The sequence below is a fragment of the Amycolatopsis pithecellobii genome (assembly GCF_009707865.1).
Classification (GTDB): domain Bacteria; phylum Actinomycetota; class Actinomycetes; order Mycobacteriales; family Pseudonocardiaceae; genus Amycolatopsis_E; species Amycolatopsis_E pithecellobii.
Genome location: NZ_WMBA01000025.1, coordinates 61891 through 85735, shown reverse-complemented (window position 1 = coordinate 85735; position 23845 = coordinate 61891). Strand labels below are relative to the sequence as shown.

The window sequence follows — 23845 nt, the reverse complement described above, 5'->3', positions numbered from 1 at the left end:
CGGGAGGAGGCACTCTTCCGTCGGCTAGGACAATTCGGCGTCCACATCGGACTCGCTCAGCGCCTCGATCTCCAGGTAGATCTCCGCGACCTGCGTGAGCCGGCCGGGGGTGGTCTCGTCGGCAAGCAGCCGCTCGGCCATCGCACGGACGCTGAGCGCCGCGAACAGGGTGCGGACGGAGATCTCGTTGGTGTCCAACGCTTCCCGCAGCCGACCGACGATCACGGTCGCCAGCACGGAGTCCCCGCCGATGGCGAAGAATGGATCGTCGGCACCGACACGCTCGACCTCGAGCACATCCGCCCATACCTTCGCGATGACCTTCTCCAGCGGCGTGGTCGGCGCGACATAGGACTCCGACTCGGCCGACCAGTGCGTCGCGACCGCTCGCCGGTCGACCTTGCCGTTGGCCGTCAGCGGCATTTCGTCCAGTACCACCACACGCGCGGGCACCATGTGTGGTGGCAACAGGGTGCGGGCGAACTCGCGGACGTCGTCCGCCGTCACGTCACCCGCGACCGCGGCGACGAGCTGGTTCCCTGCGACACCCGCGATACCGCGCCGCACGCCGGGATGCTCGGCCAGTGCGGCTTCGACTTCGCCGAGTTCGATCCGCACGCCGCGCACCTTGACCTGGTGATCGCGTCGGCCGAGAAATTCGAGCGTGCCGTCCGGCCAGTAGCGGGCCAGGTCGCCGGTCCGGTACCAGCGACGGCCTTCATACTCGACGAACCGGTCGGCGGTGCGCTCTGGATCCACGCGATACCCGTGTGCGACACCGTCTCCGCCGATCCACAGTTCACCGCCGACCCAGTCCGGGCAGTCGCGCCCGCGGGCATCCACGACACGGCAGGCAACATTGCGCAGCGGCGTGCCATAGGGCACCGATCGCCATTGCGCAGGCACCCCGTGCACTTCGCACACCGTCGAGTGGATCGCCGTCTCCGTCGTGCCACCGAGCCCGGCGAACCGGCAGCGCGGCGCCTGCGCGGCCACCCGGCCGGGCAGGTCGGTGCCGACCCAGTCACCGCCGAGCAACACCGTTCGCATCCCGGCCAACTCGCCCGGCCGGGCCGCGGCCAGCAACATGTCGAGCAAGGCGGGCACGCAGTTGACCAGCGTAACGCCTTGTGCCGCACCGAGTTCGACCCAAGCACGCGCGTCCCGGCGGTCACCTTCCCCGACGAGCACGACCGCGCCACCGGCGCCGAGCAGACCGAAGATGTCGTACACCGAAAGGTCGAAGTCCAAAGCGGACACGGCAAGACACCGGTCGGACTCGCCGATACCGAAGCGTTCGTTGAGGTCGTCGATCGTGTTCATGGCCGCCCGATGAGGGACCTCCACGCCTTTGGGCTCACCGGTGGAGCCGGAGGTGAACAACACGTAGGCCACGGACTCTTCGCCAACACGCACTGGTTCGGCGAGCGGTTCGGCTGTGCTGTCAGCGTTGGTGAGGACGGTGCTCAGGCCCGCGATGCGGCGGATGCGCTCGGCGCGGGCGGGTGGCTGATCGATGCCGATCGGCACGTACGCGCCGCCCGCGGCGAGCACCCCGAGTACCGCCGCGATCTGGTCCGGTCCTTTCGGCAGGCTGACGCCGACCGTGTCACCCGGCGAGACATCGAGAGAACCCGCGATCCGCAGCGCCCGATCGGCCAGTGCGCCGTAGCTGAGACTGCCGGTGGACCACAGCAACGCCGGTGCGTCCGGATTCTCCCGCGCCCGCCGGAAAAACCCGTCATGCAAAAGGTTCCCGCTGCGCGGACCGGCCGTGTCGTTGACCTTCGCGCGGATCTCAGCCTGCGCGGCGGGCAGCGCACCACCGACCGGCCGTGCCCACGCGTCGCCGTCCTGGCCGAGCCGGGTGATCAAACCGTGGAACGCGGCGAACATGTCGTCGATGAGACCGGACGGGAAAGCGCTTTCACGGACGTCCCAGTTGATCAGCAAACCTTCGTTGACCTCGGTGACCTGCGCGTCCAGCAGCACCTGCGGGCCCTGCGAAATGATCCACACCGCCTCCCCGAACAGACGGCGGACCTCGGCGTCGAACAGCTCGCCGAGGTTCAGCGCGCTCGTGAACACCACGGGGGCGAGCACCTGCTCACCTTGGTGGCGGGAGAGATCGCGCAGCACCTCCACACCCGAGTACGCCGCGTGCGCCGCGTCCGCGTGCATCCGGTTCTGCAGCGCCCTTGCGTGGTCCACAAAGGACGATTCTTCGGAAAGGTCCACGTCCAGCAGTACGGAGCCGGTGAAGTCGCCGACGAGCTTGTCCACCTCGGGATGAGTGCCCTCGCGGTCGAACATCGGAACGTTGAGCAGGAAGCGCGGTTGCGCGCTCCAAGAGGCGAGTGATTCCGCGAACGCGGTCGCGACAACCATCGCCGGGGTCAGGCCGTGTTCATGGGCGCGCGACGCGAGCCGCTTACGATCCTCGGGGGCAAGCCAGTGGTGGCGGCGGGTCACACGCGTCGTGTCGCCACGCTCAGCTTCCGGGACGAGAGGCAAATCGGGCGCAGCAGGCAGCCCAGGAATCCTTTGCTGCCACCATTCCCGGGCGCGTACGCGGTCAGTCTTCCGGGCCGGCTCGCGTTCGGCCAGATAACGCGGATAGCTGTAGGCCATCGGCTCACCGGCCTCGGGGTCCTGGTAGAACCGCGCGAGATCGGCGAGCAGGACGCGGTAACTGAGCGCGTCGGCAGCCAGCATGTCAACGTCCACATGCAACCGGGTCCGGCCACCGGGCAGGCGGCTGAGCTGGATTGAGAACACCTCGCCGTCGGCGACGTTCAGCTGGGCATGCGAGCACCGCTCGCGGATGGCTTCCAGTTCTTCCTCGTCGTCGATGTCATGCACGACGAGCGCCGGCTGGGTGCGCTCGGGCATGATCTGCTGCCGGCCGTCGTCGGTGAACTTCGCGCGCAGCATTCCGTGCCGCTTCACCAGCGCCTGCACGGCACGTTCGAGTTTCGCGGCGTCGACATCGTGACCGTCGAACTCGACATACAGGTGCGCGGCGACCGAGCCGAGCGTGGTCTCCTCATCCCGGCCGATCCAGTACGCGTGCTGCATCAGGGCGAGCGGGAATGGCTCGCTCTCGTCGATGTCAACGGTGACAACGGGTTCTGGCGCGACCCCGGCCGCGTCGGCGAGTACCTGACGCCAGCCCGCGAGCGTCGGGTTCTTCGCCAGCTGTGGGAAGCCGACCTTGATCCCCTTGCGGCGCCACTTGTTCGCGACCTGCATGAGCTGGATCGAGTCCAGCCCCCATTCGATGAGACTGTCGTCTTCGGACAGTCCAGCCGCCTCCGGGCCCAGCAGGTCGGTGACCTCCCGCAGGAGCTCCCCCGCCGTCGGTTGCTGACTCACCACGTGCCCAGCTCCTCTTCGAACTCGTTGATCTCGTCGTCACTGATGTCCACAAGAGACAGATCCGGTTCGGTTCCGTCCAGTGCTTCGGCAAGCCTGGCGACCAGCAACGTGACGTCATGCCGGCTGGCCAGGCTGATCCACAATTCACCGTCGATGGCGGCGGCGTTAATCTCGAGCGCCCAGTCCGGGCGGCGGCCGGGCCGCGGCGGCACACGCAACATCGGTGCCTCGGGCGCGACGGTCCATGGCGAACCGTCGCTCGCGTCCACCCGGCCGAGGTAGTTGAGCACGATGGTCGGCTCCGGCAGGCCGAGCGGGCGCAGGAGCCCGTAGCCGATACCACGGTCGGGCAGGTCGTCGACGCTTCCGTTGGTGCGCAGGGGGAATATCGTGGTGAACCAGCCGACTGTCGCCGACAGGTCCACACCGGACGCGATCTGCTCCACCCGGCCGTGTCCTTCGACGGCGATCACCGCGTTGTTCACGCCGAGCGCCTGGCCGAGCGCGCGGATCAGGGCGTGCTGAACATCGCCCGCCGGCAGCGGCGCGGCGAACTCCGTCACCACCGGGATGGCGTCGGTCAGGGGCAGCACGGGATCGGCGCCGTCGAGGATGCCGCGCCACAGCTCCCATTCGCCACCACGGTCCTGCTGTCCGAGTACCTCACTCCACCGGCGGAACGACGTACCGGTGCGGAACAACTCATGTCCTTGCCAGGCTTCGGCCAGATCATCGAGCAGGATCCGCCAGGACACGCCGTCGACGACAAGGTGATCGGCGACGACCAGCACCCGTTCGTCGAACCAGACGACCTGCACCATCCGCTCGTCGGAGATCCGGTCCCGGGCGGCGAGCAGCTCGTCGTCGAGTGATCCGGTCGCTCTCGTCAGTATTTCCTTGGCAGGGAAGGACTCTTCGGGTACGACGAGGGTCTCGCCGTCCCAGCGGGCGCGCAGGATGTCATGCCGGTCGATGATCGCTTGCAGGGTACGAAGAAGCTCCGGTTCGGTCAGGTTTTCCGGCGCCACAAGGAGCATCGCCTGGTAGAGCCCCCGGTAGCGCATGATGGGCGTCGGCTCGACGCGTCCGAACGGGGTGTCGGCGTGCACGGGGAACTCGGCCGCGGCGGCGAGCCCGGCAGGGGTGCGGTGCTCGAAGATCTGCCGGGGGGTCAGCGTGATACCTGCCTTGCGAGCGCGGCTGACGAGCCGTACCGAAACGATACTGTCGCCACCGAGTTCGAAGAAACTGTCGTGGATGCCGACATCCGGCAAGCGCAGGATCTCGGCGAACAGCGTGCACAGCACCCGTTCCCGCTCGTCTCGTGGTTTGTCATCCCTGGCGAGCGCCGCGAAGTCCGGAGCAGGAAGCGCTTTCCGATCCAGCTTTCCGCTGGGGGTGAGCGGCAGATCGTCGAGCGTGACGACGGCGGCCGGCACCATGTGTTCAGGAAGTGAGCCGGCCAATTGCTCCTTGACGTCGCCGGGTTTTCCGGTGACGTAGGCGACCAGTCGCTCGTCTCGCACGACGACGGCCGCAGCGTCGACACCGGGCACGGCCGCCAGCGCCGCCTCGATTTCGCCGAGTTCCACGCGGAAACCGCGGATCTTGACCTGGTCGTCGGTCCGCCCCAGATAGTGCAGGACACCGTTGACCGAGCGCACCAGGTCGCCGGTGCGGTAGAGCCGTTCACCGTTGTGACCGGCGACGAACCGGGATGCGGTCAGCCCCGGCCGGTTCAGATACCCCCGCGCGAGTTGCACGCCACTGAGGTACAGCTCGCCCGGAATTCCTGGCGGTACGGGCCGCAGTAGGCGATCGAGGACGTGGACTTCGGTATTCCACACCGGACGTCCGATTGCGACCTCGTCGGTCACTGTCCAATGCGTGACGTCCACCGCGGCTTCGGTCGGGCCATAGAGGTTGTGCATCCCCGGCTTCGCGATATCCGCCGGAAGCGCCTCACCACTACAGATAACCCGTTTCGGTAGCGGCCGGTCACCGTACGCCCGCAGCATCGACGGAACAAAATGGACAGTAGTCACCCGACCCATCACCGACGCCAGATAATCCGGATCCCTATGCCCACCCGGCCTCGCCACCACCAACATCGCACCAGTAATCAACGGCCAAAAAAACTCCCACACCGACACATCAAAACTCGACGGCGTCTTCTGCAAAACAGCATCACCGCCGGTCAACCCATACTCATGCTGCATCCACAATAGACGGTTCACGATCGCACGATGCGTGACCACCACACCCTTGGGGCGCCCCGTCGAACCCGACGTGTAAATCACATACGCCGCGTTGTCCGGCCCTGCCTTCCGTGGCTCAGCCCGACCAGCCAGGGCCGCAGGCAACACCACCACCGGCACCGCATCCGAAATCATAAAATCCAGACGCGCCTCCGGATAGGAAGGATCCAACGGCAAATACGCGCCACCGGCCTTGAGCACTGCCAACAGCGACACGATCAAATCCAACGACCGATCCTGCCGAACACCAACAATCCGATCAGGCCCCACACCCACCGCCGCGAGACTCTCCGCGAGGCCGGAAGCGCGCATGTCCAGTTCCGCGTACGTTAGTGACTCCCCCTCGAACACCACGGCTGTGGCATCGGGCGTCCGCGTGACCTGCGCCTCGAACAGCTCCGGCAACGTGGTCGCCGGGACGTCGACGACCGGGAACGTTTCGGTCTCGGTGAGCGCCAGTTGCGAAAGCGGGCGATCGGGGTCGGCAAGCAGCCATTCGACGACGGTGACGAACCGGGTCGCTACCTCGTCCACTGTGGATCGGTCGAAGAGATCCTTGCTGTAGACCAGCCAGCCGTCGATCCCGCTCGCGCCCTCGAACAGATGGAACGACAGGTCCATGCGTGCGGCATAGAAATCGACGTGTTCCTCACGCATGGATGCCGCCCCGAAAGGCACGGCGTCACGCGGCCCCTGCTGGTAGGCCAGCATGACCTGAAACAACGGATGCCGCCCCATCGAGCGCGCAGGGTTCACCGCTTCCACGAGGCGTTCGAACGGCAGGTCCTGATGAGCGAACGCGCCGAGATCGGTGGTGCGCACTCGCTCGACGAGCTGCCGGAAGGTCGGGTTCCCGCTGACGTTTGTGCGCAGGACCAAGGTGTTCACGAAGAACCCGACGAGCCCGTCGAGCGCGTCGTCGGTCCGCCCTGCGACGGGGGTGCCGAGTGGGATGTCACTGCCCGCGCCGAGGTAGTCGAGCAATGCGGCAAGGGCGGCCTGCACGGTCATGAAGACGGTCGACCCGGTCTCGCCCGCCAACTCCGCAAGTGCGGCATGCATCTCGGGGGAAAACCGGAACCGCACGGCGTCGCCTTCGAAGCTCGGAACAGCCGGACGCGGCCGGTCGGCAGGCAGTCGCAGCTCGTCGGGCAGTTCGGCCAGCTGGTCCCGCCAGTATTCGAGCTGAGTGGAGAAAGCGCTTTCCGGATCAGCGGCATTCCCGAGAAGGTCGCGCTGCCAGAGCGCATAGTCGGCGTACTGCACCGGGAGCGGCGACCAGCTCGGCGTTCGGCCGCGCACTCGCGCGGTGTAGGCCGTGGCGAGATCGGCCAGCAACTGCTCACCGGACCAGCCGTCGCCGGCGATGTGGTGGGTGAGCAGCGAAAGCACCTGGCCGTCCAGCAGCCGCGCCTCGAACGGCGGTTCGCGGTCCAGTTCGAACGCCCGCCGGGCGGCCTCCTCCACGGTACCGCCGGACCGCAGCGTCGGTGTCCAGTCGAGAACCTGCTGGTACGGCTGCCCTTCGAAGTCGGGGTAGACGGTGCGCAGCACCTCGTGCCGTCCGACCACATCGGACAGTGCGGCCGTCAATGCTTCGACATCGAGTGGCCCGTCGATACGCACCGCGAGCGGGATGTTGTACGTCGGGCTCGGACCTTCCAGCCGGTAAAGGAACCACAGGCGTTGCTGGGCGAAGGACAGCGGCACCCGTCGCGGCCGCGGCATCGGAGCGAGTGCGGGCTGCTTCTGACCACCCTCATCGAGCGCAGCGGCCAGGCGCGCGACGGTGGGTGCGTCGAAAATGGTGCCGATGGCGAGCTCTATCCCGAGCTCGGCGCGGACCCGGCCAACGAGTTTCGTGGCCAGTAGCGAATGTCCGCCCAGCGCGAAGAAATCGTCATGAATGCCGACGCGGTCCAGCTCGAGGAGGTCGGCGAAGAGCCGGGCGAGGGCGTGTTCGCGTTCGGTGGTCGGCTCCGCGTCGGTGACCGTGACCGACGGTTCGGGAAGCGCTTTCCGGTCGAGTTTGCCACTGGGGGTCAATGGCAGTGCCTCGATGTCTACGACGACGGAGGGCACCAGGTGCTCGGGCAGTGACTTCGCCAGTTTCCTCTTGACGCCATTGGCTTCGCCGACCACGTACGCGATCAGCCGCTCCCCCCGCGCGATGACGGCGGCGGCCTCGACACCGGGCAGCGCGGTCAGAGTTGCCTCGATCTCGCCGAGTTCCACCCGGAAACCACGGATCTTGACCTGGTCGTCGGCACGGCCAAGGTATTCGAGCGCACCGTCTTCGCGCCAGCGCACGAGGTCACCGGTGCGGTAGAGCCGTTCACCGCTGCGCCCGGCGACGAACCGGGATGCGGTCAGCCCCGGCCGGTTGAGATACCCACGCGCGAGTTGCACGCCACCGAGGTACAGCTCGCCGGGCACGCCGGGCGGGACCGGGCACAGGAACCGGTCCAACACGTGGACTTCGGTATTCCATACTGGACGCCCGATCAGCACCTCGTCGGTCACTGTCCAATGCGTGACATCCACCGCAGCTTCGGTCGGGCCATACAGATTATGCATCCCCGGCTTCGCTATATCCGCCGGAAGCGCCTCACCACTACAGATAACCCGCTTCGGCAACGGCCGGTCCCCATACGCCCGCAACATCGACGGAACAAAATGGACAGTAGTCACCCGATCCATCATCGACGCCAGATAATCCGGATCCTTGTGACCCCCCGGCTTCGCCACCACCAACATCGCACCAGTGATCAACGGCCAAAAAAACTCCCACACCGACACATCAAAACTCGACGGCGTCTTCTGCAGAACAGCATCCCCACTCGTCAACACGTACTCGTCCTGCATCCACAGTAGACGGTTCACGATCGCGCGATGCGTGATGACCACGCCTTTAGGGCGCCCTGTCGAACCCGACGTATAGATCACATACGCCGCATCATCCGGGCCTGGTTTCCGCGACTCAGCACGATGTTCCAGGACCGCAGGCAACACGACAACCGGCGCCGCATCGGAAATCATGAAATCAAGGCGCTCCTCCGGATACGAAGGATCCAGCGGCAAATACGCACCACCCGCCTTCAACACCCCAAGCAACGACACAACCAAATCCAACGACCGATCCTGCCGAACACCGACGATCCGATCCGGACCCACACCCACCGCAGCCAACGACCCAGCAACAACAGACGCCCGCGCATCCAACTCCGCATACGTCAACGACTCACCCTCAAACACCACCGCCGTCGCATCCGGAGTCCGCCTCACCTGCGCCTCAAACAACTCCGGCAACGTCGTCTCCGGAACCTCGACGGCGGTATCGTTCGGCAGCTGCTCGGAGTGGTACTCAAGGCGGCCAATGTTCTGGTCGGGTGCAGCGAGAGCCGCCGCGAGCAGCGATTCCAGATGTCCCAGGAACCGGTCGATCGTTCCGGCGCGGAACAGATCCGTCGAGTACGTTGCCTCGATGCGCAGCTGCCCCCCGGTGAGGAATGCTTCCAGCGCAAGGTCGAACTGGGTGGTGTCGTTGTGCACGGTCTCCCAGCTCGCGGTCACGCCGGGCAGATCGAGGCCCTGCAAACCTTGGGTCAGAAACAGCAGCATCACGTCGAACAGCACCGAGCGTCCCGCAGTTCGCGGTGGCCGCAGGCGTTCGACAAGGAGATCGAACGGCAGGTCCTGATGTGTGTAACCGTCGGTGCAGACCTGGTGCACTCGCGCGACCAGGTCGGCGAACGATGGGTCACCGCCGAGATCCGCGCGCAGTACCAGGGTGTTGCCGAAGTTTCCGATGAGCCGTTCGACCTCACCGGCGTCACGATTCATCGACGCCGAACCGATCGGCACATCGGTGACGCCCGTGTACCGATGCAACAGTGCGGCGTAGGCGGCAAGCACGATCATGAACGGGGTGACGCCGCGGGACTGTGCGAACGCCGTCGCCCGCTCAGTGAGTGCAGAGTCGAATGTCCTGAAGCGACGGTCGCCACGACTGGATCGGGCGGCGGGACGAGGAAAGTCGGTCGGCAGGGGAAGGTTCTCCGGCATCGGATCGAGTACGCCGCGCCAGTAACCGAGATCGCTCGCGAGCCGTTTGCCGGTCAGCGTTTTCCGTTGCCACAGCGCGAAGTCCGCGTATTGCACCGGCAGGGGCTCCAGACCGGCGGGGCGTCCGGTGGTGTCCTCGCGGTAGAGCGCGGACAGGTCGTGGGACAACGCGTTGAACGTGAATCCGTCCCAGGCGATGTGATGCACGGTCATCACGAGGACGTAGTCGTCCTCGCCGCAGCGTAGCAGCCGCAACCGCAGGGAGTGCTCGCGGGAAAGGTCGAACGCGTGTGCAGCCTCCTCGCGAGAAAGCGCTTTCACCATCCGCGCCCGCTCGTTCTCCGGCAGGCCGCGCAGGTCGACCTCGGCCATGGTGACCACGGCATACGGGTCGATCACCTGCCGCGGCTCGCCGTCCCCGCCTGGAACGTAACGCGTGCGCAGGATTTCGTGCCGCTCCACCAACCGCTGGAAAGACCGGTGCAGTGCCGCGGTGTCCAGGTCGCCTTGCAGGCTGATCGCGAGGCACACGTTGTACGCGGCACTGGCTGGTTCGAGCTGCTGCAGGAACCACATGCGCGACTGCGCGTACGAAAGCGGCAGGTCGTCGTCGCGGTCGCGGCGCGGAATCTGGTTCGTGCTCGCGAGCCCGGCGTGCGCGAGCCGCCGGCGCAAAAGTTCACGCTTGCGGGCGGCAAGGTCACTCATCCGAAATCTCCTTCAACGCCGCGAACCATTCGCGCGACAACTCATGAATGCGGTCTTCCGAAAAGATCCCGCTCGCCCATTGCCAATCTGCTTCGAGCGCCTGCCCGTTGACCAGTGCGTTGAGCACCAGGCAATACGGCGCGGGCATCTCACCGTCCACGCCACCGCCCATCGCGCCGGCTTCGGGCGCACCGGACCAGGGTTGGCCGTCGGTTTCGCCGACCGTCAGCCGACCGAGGTAGTTGAACTCGACCTGTGGTTCGGGCAGGCGCTGCAGTTCCGGCGCTGTGCGCGGGTTGAGGTAGCGAAGCAGACCGTGACCGATTCCCTTGTCCGGCAAGGACAGTTGCTCGTGGACCTTGTGCACGTCGATCGGGTCGATGCGGACAGGATGGACACTGGTGAACCAGCCGACGGTGCCGGACAGGTCGGTTCCGGCCACGAGTTGCTCCTCCCGGCCGTGCCCCTCCAACGCGATCAGCACCGAACCCGGCTCACCGCGCCACCGGGCGACGGCACGCGCGAACGCGGTCAGCAGGACGTCGTTGATCGACACGCCGAGCCGCTCGGGCACGGTGGTCAGCAACTTTCCGGTGAGCTCGGCGTCGAGCACCGTGCGAGTGGCGCGCATCGTCGCGCGCGTATCGATCGCCGGGTCGAGCCTGCGGGTGCCGAGTACCGGATCGGGCCCCGACAGGATGTCGCGCCACAAGTCCAGCTCGCCCGCCTTCGTGTCCGCCACCTCGGAAAGCGTTTTCGCCCATGCGCGGAATGAGGTACCGACCGGCGGAAGGTCGCGCCCCTGCCACAGATCCGCGAGCTCCGGCACCAGCACGCCCCACGAAGCGCCGTCAACGACCAAGTGATGCAACAGAATCAGCAGGCGGCCGTCGCCTTCTCCCTCGAACCAGACGAATCGCGCCATGTCCCCGCGCTGTGGGGAAAGCTCGCGCAGCTCCTCCTCCATTACATCCGCCAACTGGGCGGCCACGTCCTCGAGCGGCACCCGGCGGACGGATGCCTTTACCGCGCCTCGGGGCCGCACGGTGAACGAACCGTCGAAAGTGGACCGGAGCACATCGTGCCGGTCCAGCAGGGCCTGGACCAGTTCCGTGAGCCGCTCGAACGTCAGCCCGGCGGGAGTGCACAACAACCGGGCCTGGCTGAGCCGCTCGTAAGGCTTGTTGTGTGTGAGCCAGGCGAGCATGGGAGTCATTGGCACGTCGCCGATACCCGCGTCCGGGTCGGCGGACCGCGTCGCCGCGCCGGCCACCTTGGCAAGCTCGGCGACCGTCCGTCGTTCGAACACGTCACGTGGGCTGAACCCGACGCCTAGCGCACGGGCCTTGCTGACCAGGCGCATCGACACGATGCTGTCGCCGCCGAGGGCGAAGAAGCTGTCGTCGGCGCCGACCTCGCGAACCCCGAGCACCTCGGCGAACAGGCCGGCCAGCTGTCGTTCGGTGTCGGTGCGCGGCGGCCGAGTGATTCCCCGGTAGTCCGGGGCAGGAAGCGCTTTCAGATCAAGCTTGTCGTTGCGCGTCAACGGAAAGCTGTCGACGGCGATGACCGCGGCGGGGACCATGTAGTCCGGCAGGCTCGCGGCGACCCGCTCACGGAGGCCACCGATATCACCGGCACGCAGCACGACGTAGGCCACCAGGCGACAAACACCGGGCGTGTCCTCGCGCGGCACGACGACCGCACGTTCGACCCGATCTTCCCGCGACAGTACGGCTTCGATCTCGCCCGGTTCGATGCGGTACCCGCGAATCTTCACCTGGTCATCGACACGGCCGAAGCATTCGATGCGCCCGTCGACGGTCCACCGCGCGACATCTCCGGTCCGGTACAGCCGACCAGGGCCGAACGGGTTGGCCACAAAGCGTTCCGCCGTCGTGCCGGGACGGCCGAGATAGCCGCGGGCGAGCCCTGCACCAGCCAGATAGAGTTCGCCGTCGACACCGATCGGGCAGCGCCGCAGCCGACGGTCGAGGATGTAGGCGTTGGCATTGCCTACGGGCGAGCCGATGGACGGCGAGTCGCTGTCGGCGAAATTCGCGGCCATGGAGTCCACAGTGCACTCGGTCGGGCCATACAGGTTGTAGACGGCCAGATCCTCCTGGTTCCGCAGCATCCGCCACAGCTCGCCGGGCACCGCTTCACCGCCGACACCGAGCATCCTGAGCGACCCGCGCCATGGCTCACTCGCGACCTGCGCGAGCAGCGATGGCGACAGCTCGACGAACTCGATTCGGTGCTGGGCCAGGAACGTGCGCAGCAAATCGGCGTCGCGCCGGACGTCAGGTGGCACCAGGTGCAGCTCGTGCCCGGCGAACATCCACAGCATCGGTTGCCATGACGCGTCAAAGGCCATGGGCCACGCGTGCGCGACCCGCAGTGGCCGGCCAACCCGCCGCCGTGCCGGGTCGAACAGGTCCGTGCTGTGGCTGACCAGCAGGTTGGTGATCGACCAGTGTGTGGCCACCACGGCTTTCGGTGTCCCGGTCGAGCCCGAGGTGTAGATGACATACGCAGGGTTCTGCGGTCTTGCGCGTTGTGGAGGGTTTTCGGCATGACCGTGCGGAATTTCGGTCACTACCACCACGGGCTGTGCATCCGCCAGCATTGTGGCGATGCGCTCCGCCGGCCAGTCCGGATCAAGCGGAAGATACGCGGCGCCGGCCTTCAACACCGCGAGGAGCGCGATGATCAGGTCCGGGCCTGGTGGCATGTTCAGCGCGACGATCCGTTCCGGCCCGGCGCCCTGATCGACGAGTCCATTCGCGACGAAATTGGCCCGGCTGTTGACCTCGGCGAAGGTGAGCCGCTGCCCGTCGGCGACCAGCGCGATCGCGTCCGGGGTGAGCCGGGTCTGCGCTTCGAACGCCTCGGATATCGTGGCCGATCCGGGCTCGAGCGGTTTACCGGTACCGAATTCGGTCAGCTGCCGGTGTTCTTCCGCCGACAGGACGTCAAACGGTTGGTGGTCAGCGAAATTCGCGGCCACCCGGGTAAAGTATCGGGCGATCGCCTCGATCTGCGCGTGGTCGAACACATCCGGCCGGTACTCAAAGGCCACGGAAAGCGCTTTCTCAGCGGCGACAGCGAGGGTCAGCGGGTAATGCGTCGCGTCGTCGACCTCGACGTGGCTGATCCTGATGCCCGCCCGGTTCTCGCTCTCCCCCACCGCGTCCGAGTCGATCGGGTAGTTCTCGAACACGATCAGCGTGTCGAACAGGTCACCGGTGCCGCGCTGGATCTCGGTGAGCCCGAGGTACTGGTGCTCCAGCAGTGCGGAGTTCGCCGCCTGCAGGTCTCGCAAAGGCTCGTCTGTCCGGACCCGCACGGGAACCGTATTGATGAACAGGCCCACCATCGAGTCCACACCGGACAGCTCCGCCGGCCTGCCGGAGACCGTCGCGCCGAACACCACGTCGTCCCGGCCGGTCAGCCGCGCCAGCACCTGACCCCATAGGCCCTGCACGACGGTGTTGATGGTCAAGCCCTCCGCACGCGCCCGCGCATACAGCCGATCGGCAGGCAGGTCGATCCGGATCTTGCCGGGCCGCTCAGGCACACGTGACGCGCCAGGTGCCAGCAGGGTCGGTTCCGCTCCGGCGAGTGCCTTCTGCCAGGCGATTGCCGACGCGGCGGTGTCGCATGTGGACAACCAGGTGAGGTAGTCGCGATACGGCCGGGGCCGGGCCGGCTCGGCTCCGGCGTACAGCGACAGCAGTTCGCTGATCAGCAGCGGCAACGACCAGCCGTCGAGCAGGATGTGGTGATTCGTCAGCACCAGCCGGTAGTCGGTTTCCGCGAGCTTCACCAGCGTCATCCGCAGCAACGGCGGGTTGGTGAGATCGAATTTCACCTCGCGGTCGCGCCGCAGCACACCCGGCAGATCGCCGTCGACTTCGGCCCACGGCAACTCGACCTCGTCGAGGATAACCTGCACCGGATCGTCGACGTCCTCGTGCACGAACGCGGCCCGCAGGTTCGCGTGCCTGGCCAGCAGCGCTTGCGCCGACCGATGTAAGCGCTTTCCGTCAACGTCCCCTTCGAGGCCCAGCACGAACTGGACGGTGTAGACATCGTCGGCGCTCTGGTCGAACAGCGCGTGGAACAGCATGCCCTGCTGCAGCGGCGACAGCGGCAGGATGTCCTCGATCACTTTTTTCCCCACTTCGCCGCGAGCTTGTCGAGTTGCCCCTGGTTCAACGAAACCAGCGGGACGTCGGACGGGGTGAGCCTGGTGTCGGGCTCGCCGGAAAGCGCTTCCAGCCAGCTGCGCGCCAGCGCGCGTACTTCGGGCTCGGTGTACTTTCCCGTCCATGACCAGGTCGCCTTGAGCATCGGCCCATCCGGGCCGTCTTCGGTGAGCGCGTTGATCTCCAGTGGACGGTGCTGGGTTTCCGGGTCCGGCAGTTTCTCCGGCGCGGGCGTCCAGTAAGCGTCGCTGAGATCGAACCGGCCGAGGTAGTTGAAGCCAACGGCGGTTTCGGCGTCACCGGTAACGGTTTCGTTGGCTCGAAGCCGTTCCTTGACCTCGTCGAGGGTCGGCCGGTTCAGCTCGAACGGCAATACCGTGGTGAACCAGCCGATCGTGCGGGACAGGTCGGCGCCCGGGACTAGCTGTTCGTCACGGCCATGTCCTTCGAGTGCGACGACTGTCGGCTCGAGCACCTGTCCCAACGCGAACAGCAACAGCTCTTGGACCCGAGTGTGCTTGCCCGCCAATACCTTCCTGGTCTCCGGTACTCCCAGCTCGATCGTCAGCCTGCCTGCCACCGGCTCGGACTGTCCTGACGCGACGGTCATCGGGTGCGCTGTCGCGAGCGCCCAGCTGCGGAAAGAGGTCGGCACCAGGGCGAGCTCGGGCTCGCGGCCGGCGGCGCGCGCGACCCACGCCTCGGCCAAGTCGTCCGCGAGAATCCGCCACGACACGCCATCGACAACGAGATGGTGCACCACCAGCAGAAGCCGCCCGTCGAAGGCGACCGCACGGACCATGGAGTCCGCCGGGTCAGCTGCGCCGTAGTGCTCCGGGCGATAGGAGCCCGCGACGTGTTCGACAACGGCCTTGACCGAACCCGGCGGCGGGACATGCAGCACCCCGTCACCGAGCCGCGCGCGCAGCAGATCGTGATGGTCAAGCACATCCTGCAGCACCTGCTCGAACGCGTCCGGCGCGAAGGGTTGGGGCACTCGCAGCAGCGCGGCCTGGTGCATCGCGCGGTCGCCGGCCGCCTTCCACCATTGCATGATCGACGTGAACGGCACGTCACCGGTCCCGTCGTCATGTGTGACAACGGAAGCCGCGTCAACGGTACGGGCGAGCGCCGCGGCGGTCTGGTGCTCGAACACCTGGCGCGGTGAGATCGCCAGCCCGGCGGCGCGGGCCTTGCTCACGAACCGGATGGACAGAATGCTGTCACCGCCAAGGGCGAAGAAGTTGTCCTCCGCACCAACGTCCGGCAGCCGCAACAAGTCCGCCATCAGTCCACAAAGGATCTTCTCGGTGTCGGTGGCCGGTGCCCGGGTGGTCGTCTCCTCCGGTGCGGGCACAGGCAGCGCACGGCGGTTGACCTTGCCAGATGGCATCAGCGGGAACTCGTCAAGAAACACGAACCGTTGCGGCACCATGTGTTCCGGCAGCCGCGCGCGCACCCACCCGGCGAGGTCGTCGATCGGCGGCGCGAGGCAGTACGCGGTCAGACCAGGCCGTTCCTCGCGCACCAGCACCACGGCCCGCCGGATCTGCTCATGTTGTTCGAGCACCGCATCGATCTCCTCCAGCTCGACGCGCATGCCCCGGATCTTGATCTGGTTGTCGGCGCGGCCGAGGAACTCCAGGCTCCCGTCGGGCCGCCACCGGGTGAGGTCGCCGGTTCGGTAGAGCCGGGATCCAGGCGGGCCGAACGGGTCCGCGACGAAATGGTCGGCCGTCTTCTTCGGATCGTTGAGGTAGCCACGGCCGAGGTAGACCCCGCCCGCGTACAGCTCGCCCGGCGCGCCGACAGGAACCGGTAACAGGTTACGGTCCAAAACGTACAGTCGGGTGTTGCCGTTGGGCTTGCCGATCGAGACCGCACCACGGATCTCGTCCGGATCGCGGTAGACGACATGGCTCACCCCGATCGTCGCCTCGGCCGGTCCGTAACCGTGGTACATCACGGCGTCGCTGGCCCGCCGGAACCGCTGGAAGAGTTCCGGGGTGAGCACTTCGCCGCCGCACCAGACATTCCTGAGCGAGCGAGCCTTCCGGGTGAAGTCGGCGTTCTGCAACAACAAATCGAGGATCGACGAAGGCAGATAGGTGAAGGTGACTTCGTGCCGTTCGATAAGATCCATCAGGTAGTCGAAATCACGCTCGCCGCCGGGTTCGGCGATGACCACCTTCCCACCCGTGACCAGCGGCAGAAAGACCTCGTTGATCGAGATGTCGAACCCGAGGGGAGCCTTGAACAACGCCGCGTCACCGAGACCGAACGGGAGCATTTCCCGTTGCCACAGCAGGCGGTGGGTGATCGCACGATGCCGGATCATCGCGCCCTTCGGTGTACCCGTCGAGCCCGACGTGTAGATCACATAAGCCAGGTTCTCCGGTTCGATCGGCACACTGACCGGGTCCGAAGTGGACTCGTCGATATGCACTACCGGGACGCCGAGCCCGCGCACTGGCTCGTCGTGCTTCTCACCGCTGAGGATCGCGGCCAACCCGGCGCTCGCACAGACCTCCGCGATACGGCGCTGCGGCCACGACGGTTCGAGCGGCACGAACGCACCGCCGGCCTTTTCCACGCCGAGCAGGCCGACGATCATCTCGACCGACCGCTCCCAGTGCATGCCCACGGTCTTTTCGGGCCCGACACCGTGTTCACGCAACGCGCGGGCGACGTGGTTCGCACGCGCATCGAGCTCGGCGTAAGTGAGTTTCTGCTCATGGAACTCGACCGCGATCGCCTCGGGTGTCCGGGCGACCTGCTCCTCCACCATCGCCGTCAATGTCGTCGCCGGGCGATTTTCGCTGGTATTGTTGAATTCCCGGAGCTGGGCATGTTCTGCGGGAGCCATGATGTCGACGAGGCCGATCGGACGGTTCGGGTCGGCGATGAACGCCTCCAGCAAGAAAGCCAATCGCTGCCCGAACCGCTCCACTGTGGACTCGTCGAACAGGTCCTCACGATAGGAGATCTGGCATTCACCGGATGCGAAGTGGAACGCCAGGTCGAACTTCGCGCCGGTCACGCCCGGGTCGAGCGGGGTCGTGGTGATATCGGGCAGCGTCAGCTCGGCGCTCGTCGGGTCCTGCTGCGACACCATCGTCTGGAACAGCGGGTGGCGGCCGGCTGAGCGCGCCGGGTTGAGCGCCTCCACCACTCGTTCGAACGGCAGGTCCTGGTGCGAGTATGCGTCGAGATTCGTATCCCGGACCCGTGCCAGCAGCTCGCGGAACGTCGGGTCGCCGGACACGTCGGTCCGCAACACGAGCGTGTTGACGAAGAATCCCACGAGGTCGTCGAGCGCCTCGTCGCCACGCCCCGCGGTCGGGGTGCCGAGCGGGATGTCCTCACCCGCACCGAGCCGGTGCAACAGGACCGCGACCACGGCCTGGCCGATCATGAGGTCGGTGACGCCGAGCTTGCGAGCAAGCTGCCGGGTATCCGGCAGCGGCAACCGGACGCTGCCGGCCTGGCCGCTCGGGGTCCGCGGTCGTGGCCGATCGGTCGGCAGCGGTAGTTCCTCGGGCAACCCGTCCAGCTGCTGGAGCCAGAATTCCTTGTCGTCACGCGCGTTTTCCCGCTGCCACAGCGTGTAGTCCGCGTACTGCACGGGAAGTGGCGGCCAGTCCGGCGCTTTTCCTTGCACCCGAGCGGCGTAGGCGAGACCGAGGTCCCGCAGCAGAGGCCGGGCGGACCATTCGTCGGCCGCGATGTGGTGCACGACGAGGGTGAACTCGTACTCACGCTCACCGATCCGGCGCAGGTCGTAGCGGATCGGCAGTTCCTCGTCGAGCCGGAAGGAATGCTCAGCCGTACCCCGCTGCGGTGCCTGGGGTTCGAGGATCTGTTGGCGCGGCTCGGTTCCCGGGAAGATCGTGCGCAGCGGTTCATGCCGCTCGATGACGTCGTACAGCGCGGCTTCGAGTGCGTCCGGGTCAAGCGGACCGTTGAGGCGCGCGGTGAACGGAAGGTTGTACGTGGGGTTCGGGCCTTCGAGGCGGTAGAGGAACCACAAGCTTCGTTGCGCCGGGGAAAGCGGTATCTCGGCGGGGCGCGGGCGTTTGACCAGCGCGGGTCGGCCGACGCCGTCATCGAGGAACCGGGCGAGACGCGCGGCTGATGGCGCGTCGAACACGGCACGCAACTGCAGGTCCACACCGAACGTGCGGCGGACGCGGCTGATAAGTTTCGTCGCCAGCAGGGAATGGCCGCCGAGAGCGAAGAAATCGTCCTGCGGACCGACGGCGTCGAGACCGAGAACGTCAGCGAACAGTTCACAAAGGATCTCTTCGCGGGGGTCCCTCGCCTGACCGGCCCCGGCCTCGACCCGCGGCTTGGGAAGCGCTTTCCGATCGAGTTTCCCGCTCGGTGTCAGGGGAATCTCATCGAGCATGACGATCGTGGACGGAGTGAGGTGCTCGGGCAACCGGAGCCCGGTGGTATCGACGACGGCGCCGTCCTGCGGCACGACGTAGCCGATGAGCTGCTGGCGTTCGGCCTGCACCGACGCGGCGGCGGCCTTGACCCCGGGTAGCGCGGCCAATGCAGCCTCGACTTCGCCGAGTTCCACCCGGAAACCGCGGATCTTGACCTGATCGTCGGTCCGGCCCAGGTAGTGGAGGACACCGTTCTGCCAGGCCACGAGATCGCCCGTACGGTAGAGGCGCTGACCATCCGGCCCGGCAACGAACCGCGAAGCCGTGAGCCCAGGTCGGTTGAGATACCCCCTCGCCAGCTGCACCCCGCCGAGGTACAGCTCACCTGTCAGGGCTGGGCGTAGCATCCGGTCGAGCACGTACACCTGCGTGTTCCACACTGGATGTCCGATTGCGACCTCGTCGGTCACTGTCCAGTGCGTGACATCGACAGCGGCTTCGGTCGGGCCGTACAGGTTGTGCATCCCCGGCTTCGCGATATCCGCCGGAAGCGCCTCACCACTGCAAATAACCCGCTTCGGCAACGGCCGGTCCCCATACGCCCGCAACATCGACGGAACAAAATGGACAGTAGTCACCCGACCCATCACCGACGCCAGATAATCCGGATCCCTATGCCCACCCGGCCTCGCCACCACCAACATCGCCCCAGTAATCAACGGCCAAAAAAACTCCCACACCGACACATCAAAACTCGACGGCGTCTTCTGCAAAACAGCATCACCGCCGGCCAACCCATACTCATGCTGCATCCACAGTAGACGGTTCACGATCGCACGATGCGTTACCACCACACCCTTAGGGCGCCCCGTCGAACCCGACGTATAGATCACATACGCCGCATTATCCGAACCCGGCCTCCGAGGCTCAGCACGACGTTCCAGGGCCGCAGGCAACACCACCACCGGCACCGCATCCGAAATCATAAAATCAAGGCGCCCCTCCGGATACGAAGGATCAAGCGGCAAATACGCACCACCCGCCTTCAACACCCCAAGCAACGACACAACCAAATCCAACGACCGATCCTGCCGAACACCAACAATCCGATCAGGCCCCACACCCACCCCCGCGAGGCCCTCCGCAAGGGTAGAGGCGCGCATGTCCAGCTCCGCATACGTCAACGACTCACCCTCAAACACCACCGCCGTCGCATCCGGAGTCCGCCTCACCTGCGCCTCAAACAACTCCGGCAACGTCGTCTCCGGAACCTCGACCGCGGGGAAAGACTCGGCTTCGGGCAGCACGAGTCGCCCCACGGGAAGCTGCGGTGTCGACACGAACCGGTTCACGACCTCCTGGAACCACGACGCGATCAAGGAAATGTCGGGGAACTGTGCCAGATCGTGATCGATCCGCACAGTGACCTTCTCCCCCGGGACGACCAGCAACGCGAGCGGGTAGTGCGTCGCGTCGCGTACGGAAACCTTGTCCAGCAAGGGAATCGAGCTGTCCATCGGATAACTCTCGAACACGACAAGCGTGTCGAACAGGCTCGAATGCCCGCTGGTGCGCTGGATGTCGGCGAGGCCGAGATGCTGGTGCTCGAGCAACCGCGCCTGCTCTTCCTGTATCCGCGCGAAAAGCGCGATGAGGGACTCGCCTGGGCTCAGCCGCACGCGCACGGGCACGGTGTTGATGAACATGCCGACCATCGAGTCGGCACCGGCTACTTCGGCACTGCGGCCGGACACCGTCGCGCCGAACACCAGATCGTCACGCCCGGTCAACGCCGACAGCGTCAACGCCCACGCGCCCTGCACAACGGCATTCACCGTCACACCGTGGCGACGGGCCGATTTCTCCAGCGCGCCACCGTCCAGTGTGAACTCCTCGCGCCGCGGAAACCCGAGCGAAGGACCACCCACCAGCGTCGGCTCCTCCAGCCCGGAAAGCGCTTCCTGCCAGGCGCGCGTTGCCGCGCCTTTGTCCTGTTTGGACAGCCAGGCGAGATGGTCACGGAACGGCCGGACTGCCGGCAGTGGCTGCCCCTGGTAGAGCGCGAGCAACTCGCGGACCAGGATCGGCGCTGACCAACCGTCCCACAACAGATGGTGCGCGGTCAGCACCAGCTTTCGCGTTCCTACCAACGTAAATCGCAGCAACGGCGGGCGCGCGAGGTTGAACGGTTCGGCGCGCTCGGCATCGAGGTCGACTTCCTCGACGACGCGGAACGGCACCTTCACGGTGCGCCGCACCACCTGCACGAATTGCCCGGAAGCCTGCGTACGGAAGGCCACCCGCAGGTTCGCGTGGCGGCGCAGCAAAGCCTCGCCCGCGTCACGCATCCGCTCGGGATCCACATCCTCGGACAGGCGCAGCACGGTCTGCACGGTGTACACGTCCACCCGGTCGTCGAGCAGGGCGTGGAACACCATGCCCTGCTGCAACGGCGTGAGCGGGAGGACGTCCTCGACGCTCGAAACCACCGTCAGGACTCGGTTTCCATCGCGCGCACGAGACTGCGCGGACGCAGGTCGGTCCAGTTCGCCTCGATGTGGTCGAGGCACGCCTGCCTGCTGTCCTCGCCGAACACGATCGTCCAACCCGCCGGCACTTCGGCGAAGGTGGGCCACAGCGAGTACTGGCCCTCGTCGTTGATCAGCGCGTAGAAGCGGCCGCTGTCGTCGTCGAAGGGGTTTGTCACGGAAGCCTCCCAGTCGTCGTTAGCTGAGGCTTACCTTAGTAAGGTGAGACTAAGTATGTCTACCCGCGAAAAAGGTGATGAGCGCGGCGTTGACCGCGTCCGGTCGCTCCAGGTAGCCGTAGTGCCCGCAGTCCGCCAGCTCCAGATAACGCGCCGATGGGATCGCGGCGGCGACTTCCCTTGCCAGATAAGCGGGTAGCCGCAGGTCGTCGGCGAAACCGATGACCAGGCAAGGAACATTGATCGCGTGATATGCGGGCAGCCGGTTCCCGGTGATGTCCAGGCGCAGCTGCGCGCGCAACCCAGGCGTCCAGATCGTGGGCGACATGGTGAAAAGGTCAAGCCAGTCGCGCATCGCCGCGTCGTCGTTCAGCGTGCGGGGCGACAGATTCTGCACCGCCCGCGTCACGGCTTCATAGCGCGCCGGCAACCGAACGTCGCTGTCACGCAACTCTCGTTCGGCGGCCCCCATTTCCTGCCGCAGCACATCCGGACGGCCGCGCGTCGCCATCATGACCGCCTGCGTCACCAGTTCCGGACGGGCCAGCGCGAGTTCGGTGACGACCTGGGCGCCCATCGACGTGCCGACAAGACGGCAGGGCCCGAGATCAAGGTGCTCGATCAGCTGCGCGGTGTCGACGACGAGATCGTCGATCGTGAATTCCGTTTCCCCACCGGAAAAACCGCGGTTGTCGAACGTGATCACGCGGTAACCGGCGTCGACGAGCGCGGGCACCTGATGCAGCTGCCAGACCCGGCCGCTCGCCGCGGTCCCCATCACGAGCACCACCGGCTGGCCGGAACCTGTGTCCTGATACGAAATCTTCACGCCGTTGACGGCAGCGAGGGGCATTGGTCTCCTTGCAGGCTCGCCCGGCGCAGCCGGGGCATCGTCACCGCGACCAGGCAGACACCCAGCACGCACACCAATCCGCCGCCGATCACAGCGCCGGAACCACCGAGCAGCCGCGCGGCCAGACCCGCTTCGGCGTTCCCGATCGCGGTCCCACTCGTCGCCTGCGCGAGCCACAGGCTGGACACCCGGCCCTGCAGATGGTCCGGCGTGTAATGCTGCAACAACGCCCGGCGCAGGATTTCCGATGTGGTGTCACCGATTCCCGCGATCCCCAGGCACAACAGCCCGAGCCACAGGTGCCCGGACAAGCCGAACGCGGTGATTGCCAAGCCCCACAACAACACCGACGCGATCAGCGCGCGCCCACTGTGCCGGATACGACCGGTCCAGCCGCTGGCCAGCGCACCGAGGAACGCGCCGACCGCGGGCGCGGTGTAGAGCAGCCCGACGGTCGAGGGTCCACCGTGGAACACCTGTTCGGCGAGTTGCGGGAACAGCGAGTACGGCATCGCGAACACCATGGCCCACACGTCTATCAGCAGCAATCCCGCCACGACCTGGTTGCCGCGCACGAACCGGAACCCTTCGGCCAGTGCCCGCAACGGATGCTGGGGCTCCTGGTCCGATCGCAGCGATGGTATGGACCACATGAGCATGACACCGAGGACGTAACCGGCGGCGTCGACCGCGAAACACACCGCGACGCCCGGCCCGGCCGCGATAAACCCGGCGATCGTCGGGCCGACCATGGCGCCGAACTGGCTGGTGACGGTGAAAAGCGCGCCGGCCGCCGCGAGCTGCGCGGGCTGCACGAGCGACGGGACCGCCGACATCAAGGCCGAGCCGCCGAGACCGTTGATGCTCCCGGCCAGCACGGCGGCGAAATAGACGACGGCCAGCACGGGATGCGGCAGCGCCGCGTTGACCGCGAGCCCGGCGAGGATGAGCGCAACCACTGAGCGAGTACCCAGGACGAGGCGCCTGCGGTCGAGCCGGTCGGCGAGCACCCCTCCCGCGAGCAAGCCGGCGAGCAACGCGAGACCGAACACGAGGCTGACCAGACCAACCTGGACGCTCGACCCGGTGACCTGGTAGACGTGCAGGTTGATACCAACATTGGTGAGCGCCGTGGTCAGTACCGTGAGCGTCTGCGCGGCGAATACCTTGCGGTACGCGGGACTGGTCCGCAACGGTGTGACGTCCATGACCAGTTCACCGAGTCGCACAAGCTACCTTCCTCCCGTTTACATCGGCTAGCCTAACCTAAGTTC

Annotated in this window: 7 protein-coding genes; all 7 read right to left on the bottom strand. The window is 66.4% G+C overall.

Annotated elements, in window-relative coordinates; all coding sequences use genetic code 11:
• Positions 1-24: 24 nt before the first annotated feature.
• The 7 genes from GKO32_RS17565 to entS are packed head-to-tail and all read right to left on the bottom strand — an operon-like array spanning position 25 to position 23800.
• Entirely contained in the window at positions 25-3378 is a 3354-nt protein-coding gene (locus tag GKO32_RS17565; protein WP_376765969.1) for a non-ribosomal peptide synthetase, read from the bottom strand.
• Positions 3372-10409 carry a condensation domain-containing protein gene (locus GKO32_RS17560; RefSeq protein ID WP_154757958.1) on the bottom strand — a complete coding sequence of 2346 codons (7038 nt, stop codon included), beginning with the start codon at positions 10407-10409 and terminating at the stop codon, positions 3372-3374. The genes GKO32_RS17565 and GKO32_RS17560 overlap by 7 nt, the downstream gene beginning before the upstream one ends.
• Positions 10402-14583 carry a non-ribosomal peptide synthetase gene (locus GKO32_RS17555; RefSeq protein WP_166459618.1) on the bottom strand — a complete coding sequence of 1394 codons (4182 nt, stop codon included), beginning with the start codon at positions 14581-14583 and terminating at the stop codon, positions 10402-10404. The genes GKO32_RS17560 and GKO32_RS17555 overlap by 8 nt, the downstream gene beginning before the upstream one ends.
• On the bottom strand, positions 14580-21500 hold the full coding sequence (locus GKO32_RS17550; RefSeq protein WP_154757956.1) for a non-ribosomal peptide synthetase: 6921 nt from the start codon (positions 21498-21500) through the stop codon (positions 14580-14582). The genes GKO32_RS17555 and GKO32_RS17550 overlap by 4 nt, the downstream gene beginning before the upstream one ends.
• A gap of 2 nt (positions 21501-21502) precedes the next feature.
• Positions 21503-21718, bottom strand: a complete 216-nt coding sequence (locus GKO32_RS17545; RefSeq protein ID WP_312868021.1) for an MbtH family protein — start codon at positions 21716-21718, stop codon at positions 21503-21505.
• A 49-nt stretch (positions 21719-21767) separates the two neighbouring features.
• Complete coding sequence (locus GKO32_RS17540) at positions 21768-22571, bottom strand: alpha/beta fold hydrolase (RefSeq protein WP_154757955.1); 804 nt, start codon at positions 22569-22571, stop codon at positions 21768-21770.
• Positions 22544-23800, bottom strand: a complete 1257-nt coding sequence (gene entS / locus GKO32_RS17535) for an enterobactin transporter EntS (RefSeq protein WP_312868020.1) — start codon at positions 23798-23800, stop codon at positions 22544-22546. The genes GKO32_RS17540 and entS overlap by 28 nt, the downstream gene beginning before the upstream one ends.
• Positions 23801-23845: the final 45 nt, after the last annotated feature.